Source organism: Rickettsiales bacterium, assembly GCA_025210695.1.
Lineage (GTDB): Bacteria > Pseudomonadota > Alphaproteobacteria > Rickettsiales > CANDYO01 > CANDYO01.
The window spans coordinates 1-5,295 of the sequence record JAOARE010000010.1 but is presented as its reverse complement, the minus strand read 5'-3'; the positions used below and the strand labels follow the sequence as shown (position 1 = coordinate 5,295).

The 5,295-nt window shown below is 34.7% G+C and carries 7 protein-coding genes; 2 read left to right on the top strand and 5 right to left on the bottom strand.

Features of this window, described 5'->3' with window-relative positions:
- Both N4A31_01345 and N4A31_01340 read left to right on the top strand, forming a co-directional pair.
- The coding region (locus N4A31_01345; protein ID MCT4634877.1) for a hypothetical protein at positions 1-286 on the top strand (286 nt) is incomplete at its 5' end.
- Positions 287-495: 209 nt separating this feature from the next.
- Positions 496-1,188: a hypothetical protein gene (locus tag N4A31_01340; GenBank protein MCT4634876.1), complete on the top strand. Its 693-nt coding sequence runs from the start codon at positions 496-498 to the stop codon at positions 1,186-1,188.
- On the opposite strand, the gene N4A31_01335 is transcribed toward N4A31_01340, so the two are convergent.
- From N4A31_01335 to N4A31_01315, 5 genes are all read right to left on the bottom strand, one after another.
- Entirely contained in the window at positions 1,181-1,363 is a 183-nt protein-coding gene (locus N4A31_01335; protein ID MCT4634875.1) for a hypothetical protein, read from the bottom strand. The genes N4A31_01340 and N4A31_01335 overlap by 8 nt on opposite strands.
- 2 nt (positions 1,364-1,365) lie before the next feature.
- On the bottom strand, positions 1,366-1,572 hold the full coding sequence (locus tag N4A31_01330) for a hypothetical protein (protein ID MCT4634874.1): 207 nt from the start codon (positions 1,570-1,572) through the stop codon (positions 1,366-1,368).
- A 2-nt stretch (positions 1,573-1,574) separates the two neighbouring features.
- A complete protein-coding gene (locus N4A31_01325) occupies positions 1,575-2,798 on the bottom strand; it encodes a tyrosine-type recombinase/integrase (protein MCT4634873.1) in 1,224 nt (407 codons plus the stop codon).
- A gap of 68 nt (positions 2,799-2,866) precedes the next feature.
- Positions 2,867-3,418, bottom strand: coding sequence for a hypothetical protein (locus N4A31_01320; protein MCT4634872.1), 552 nt, complete (start codon positions 3,416-3,418; stop codon positions 2,867-2,869).
- Between the two features lie 727 nt (positions 3,419-4,145).
- Positions 4,146-5,295: hypothetical protein (locus tag N4A31_01315; GenBank protein ID MCT4634871.1), on the bottom strand; the 1,150-nt coding region annotated here is incomplete at its 5' end.

Here is a 5,295-nt window from a genome sequence, read left to right as displayed (position 1 = left end):
GCTTGGAATGGCTCACGCAAGGATTCAAGAACTAATGGAAAGGGTCTCTTTAGAATATGATGTTTTTGAAAGTATAAATGGTATTAATAATGAAAATACTAGAAGAGAGAACACTCCAATAGATCAAGAACCTGAGAATATAGAAACTGATTATATTCCACCACCTCCTCCTCTTGCAAGAGGGAATAGTAACGCTACTTGGTCTAGAGAAAGCACACCTGAAGTTGTACATCCAGATTATAATATAGCAGGAATAACGCCAAACATCTTAGATCATAGTCTATAAGCAATTATAGACTATAATTGCCCATATAATCTTAGCGTTAAGTGAGACAATGCTGTCAACTATTGACAGAAACGAAGATTTGTTGCATATAATATAAACCGCGCAAGATTAATTAATGAAATAATGATTATGATTCACTTAACACTCCCTTATCCTCACGATCATGGTTGTTATGGGCATCGTGTTGATTTATCAGGAATTTAAAGAAAATGATAACATATGAAAGGGCTAGAGAAATTGTCAATGAAGCCTATGATGGTTTAATACCTGATATTATTCAGAGAATTGATGTAACCATAGTTGACCTAAGAATAAGCGACAATGAAATAAGAAACATTCTTACTTATATACTAGATAGTGATTATTACCATAGAAGGATCAGTGAAACAGCGCCAGATACAAACATGGCCAGTTTCATTGCCACAAGATTTAGGGCCACCATGCCAACCCAAGAAATTGCAGAGGCTAACAACCAAAGAAGAGCTGTAATTGATGAGATAAATGATAGTAGGTTATACACTACTCAAGAAATAAATAGATCTCTTAATGAATACATATTTCAATCTGGCATAACTACTAATTCAGATATAACACCTTTAAGAGAGTCTATTCAAAGGGGAGATAATTATCGTAATATAATAGATCAATTTATTAATTTAGGATCCATCCTCCCTCCTGTTGCATTGGAAGGAAATTTAAATGCATATTACCGTAACATTCAAAGAATTAATGATGATTATTCTAGAACAATACAAGAAATATTAGATCGATATATAATTGATGAAGGTGAGCAAGAAGCAGAGCTTACAGAATTGCAAAATCATAACGTCAGCAATTTAGTAGAAACTAATCCAAGCGATCTCATAGACTTTGCTGGACTTTCTTTAAATTATATTAGCTAAATTCTTCTCCGAATTTAGCATAACAAAAATCCACCCCATCCAAACTAGTGACGGTAGGCTTGTTGCTGCAATAATAATACATAGCACCAGATACGGCGCATAATGCCACAGCTCCTATAGTAACTGGTAATATAATTTCTAATGAAATATCCAAATCTGTTGAGTTATTGCTCATGTTTATTCGCTTCCTAAAAGTGGTTCGCTATTTGTGACTCCACAAATGTTATCTTTATAATAACATCCACAGAAAGAACCAACTGTAAGAACCACAGATCCAAACAGCAATGTTAAAGGAATTAAAAGATCGCCAGAATCATCACCATTTAACCCATCTCGGTTTTTCGTTTCAAATGGAGTGGGAGCTGGGGTTGGCTGGGTGGTCATATCTATTCTCCTGAAATGGATTTTTTCTTAGCTGATTTATGGCGTTCTTTAAGCTTAATATCAATATATTTATCAGTAATAGCACTAGAGCTATGGCCTGCATCATCACGAACATGTTCTTTTGGCCTTGTTTTTACATCTTCAGATATACCTGTATGTCTTAGCCAATGCACAGTTGCTTCAACTAAAGAATCAGATTCTTCGAGCAAGTTATCATGTTTTAACTGAGAAATTGCTTGATCAAAGCAGCCTTGAACAATCTTTCTAATATATGTTGTACTGCTAATTGGTCCTCTTCCCAAAGCTTTAGGTATTAAAGGAGAATCATCAGCAGGAGAGGGGAGCTGTGTTAAGCCTAAATGCTTCCTCCAGCGTTTTAAAGCCTCCAACATGTCATCACTAACGGCTATTTGTCGTTGTTTATTGCCTTTTCCAACTGTTGTGAACCACCAATTACCATCGCTATCACTAGAGAAATCATTCATCTTTGGAGACCAACGTTTGCTGGCAGCAAGCTCAGAAATTCTTAAATACATTGAATATAGAGCAGACATCATAAATAATGTGCGCTCATGATAGTCATCACCACAATCTGCCTGGCGTTTAGCACAATCCATAACATATTTCCATTGCAGATCTGATAATCTTCTAATCTTTGGTTTTTCTTGAACTTTACGGATAAATTTACTTTTCTGACGAATCATGGCAACCGGATTAATTTCCACATATTCTTCTTGCAAAAGATAATTATAAAAACTGCCAATAATTGCAAAGATTTGCTTCAGAGCGCCTTGCTTAAGCTCAAAGTTCTTAAGCTCAGGTCTATCTCCTTGACGATGTTTAAGTTTGCTAACCGTCACAATAAATGGCTTCCAGTCCGGATTAGGAACACGAACACCATCTAATTCAATGAATCTAGGTGGTTTATGTAAACCAATCCAGTTCTTAGGAGGTTTTTGAGAAAACTCTATAAATAGCTCAATATCTTCTCGTTTTAAATCTTTCAAAGATTTATTAGCAATTAACGCACACCATTGTATTAAACGCTCAATCTCTCTGCGATATGAATTAAATGTTCCAGCGCTTCCTTTATAGGATTTTAAGAATGCATGAGCTTGATGAACATCACTTAAGTTATAATCAGCATCTAAATAGGAGAAGTCTTTCTGATCAATCAAAAACTCCATAGAATCAAATATAGCTAAAGGCTGCTTAAGTTTTGTCATTTTGGCTGATTATTACTCCTAAATACAATAGGGTGATTATACACATTATCACCCTTTTTAATATATATTTACAGAGATCTCTCTCCTTTGAATTCCTTGCCTAACGTGAATTCCCTGTCTAATTTATCTATACGTCGAACCTTGCTGCTTCTTTCCACATAATCACTTCTTTTTAGAAACACTTTCCCACCAAGTTGATCATTAATTCTATCCACTTCTTTATTCATAGCTGCTTGGGCTTCCATTATTCTTTGACGAGTAGTTTTACCAGGAACTACTTGCATTGTAACCACAGGAAGATCAGGAACGTAATCTGGATTCTTTATAGATTTTTCAGTCATAATACCTTCATCTCTCACATGATTCCTTATGGTATAAAACCCATCATTAGCAAGTCTAACTCCAGGATGAGATTGAATATAATCATTTCTCTTCTTTTCATATGGTTCTAGATGATCTTTCATCAATTCATTGCATATAGCTAATTTTCTTTCAGATAATTCTTTAAAATTTGGATTATCCTTAGCTTTACCTGAGGTTAAAGCGTTATTTAACTCAGCCATTTCATGAAACTTATCCATCATATCAGCCATAGTATCATCAAAATTTGGTAGTGACATTGTATTTTCCCCTTTTTTGAAATTGGTATGTTCTAATGCCTGAATAAAAAAACTTTGAAATAATATAAATGTCAAAGCTATTAACCTAAGGCTATTATTAGCAAACATATAATCCTTCATCATGCTTAAATAGCATACATATAAAGCCTACTATAATGGGTGATTATAGTCAATTGCAGTTCTAAAGCAGTTTAATATTTTCTTAGCGTAAAAGATTTAAACTAGATTCTCGTCAAACTATCGTTTTCCAAGAATGACGAAGTTTTTGTAATGTGGTTCTTTAATTTTAGCAGAACGTTAATCTTGGATACCCCTTTTCTTTCGTCACCCTTGGCCAACCTTTTTCTTTCGTCACCCTTGGCCCGAAGGGCCGAGGGCCCAGTAAAACCTTACCTCATCAAAAAACTTTAAACTGGGGGATTAAGAAAACTATCAATAATATCAACTTGTCATATGGATTGCTTCGTACGCTGGCGCTTCCCTCGCAATGACGAGGGAATTAATACTTTAGCTGGCTCCTCCCCACCTTGTCATTTAAGGTCATAGGCTTTATTTGTCCCCCTTTCCCGTCATCCAGAGCTATGAGGTATTAACCGAATAGCGTGCCAGAATTAAAAATCTTTATTAGACCTTTTGGTCTAATTCACCTTCTTAAAACAAAAAAACTGCCCATAAATTAATATGAGCAGCTTTTTTTAACTTAAAGGTAAGTAATTATACCTAAATACTAACGGCTTTGGCCTTGATTCTTACTTTGCAATTTTGATGCTCGGATAAATTGCCCTTTCTTGGCCTCTTTTATTCCTTCTAACGGCTCTTTTTCTTCTGCTAGATTAGTAACTATTTCCTTGAATAAATCTGCATCAGTTGCTCTACCTGTCAATTTCCTACCCAAAGCTGCAGCTTTATCTTCCGCGGTTTTACCAAGATTATCTTGTTGTTGAAAAGAAAATTTTTTAAGAGTCAAAGATTCATCTAATGACTTAGCCTTCAGATAATCACCTAAAAAGTCATTCATTAATATCTTGAGATTATCTCTTCCTTTAAACATAGGATCTTTATCTATAGAATTCCATAAACTATCTGGAGTTAGAGGCTGTTTCTCTTCTCCTGGTTTAGCGCTAGATAACCCTAGCTCATTTAATACTTCTTTAGCTTTTTCTTGAGCTACTGCTTCTTTAGCTGCTTTAGTTAGATTTTTTAAGTCTCTGGTGGAAATATCTTCTCTCGTCCTGTCTTCGTTTATCCTAGATAGGGAATCACTCATTGCTAAGTCATTCATTATATTCTCCGTTAATTCAGCTTTTATGCCCTTTTCATAAACTTCATTCAATTTTTGTTTTTCTTTTTTTGTAGCTTTTTGCGCTCTTTTTTCTTCCATAGTAGGAACTTTTGTGAAGTCTGAAAATTCTCGTTTTATTTTTTGCTTTACCTCTTGTCTGCCAGCTATTCCCCTAACTCGTTTAGCTATGGTTGTTTGGGATTTAGCTTGAATAGCCTTTTCTTTATTAACTTGAATAGCATCTTGAAGTTTTTTCTCTTTTTCTGGATCCATCTCCAATGAATCTGAGGATGGTAGATTAGCAAATAATTTAGCTTTAGATTTTTCATCTTTAATTGTTGCTGCTATTTCACCCTCAAGTTGTTTATTACTTTCAAGAAGTTCACGTGCTGCCGATAGCTGATCTTCTACATTTGCATAATTTTCTTTCACTACATCAGATAAAGATAAGCCTGGATTCTCAGCAATAATTCTACCAACATTTTCTTTAGCTTCTATTATTTTTTCTAAATTCTCTATAGCTGCTTTAGTTAGATTTTTTAAGTCTCTGGTGGAAATATCTTCTCTCGTCCTGTCTTCGTTTATCCTAGATAGG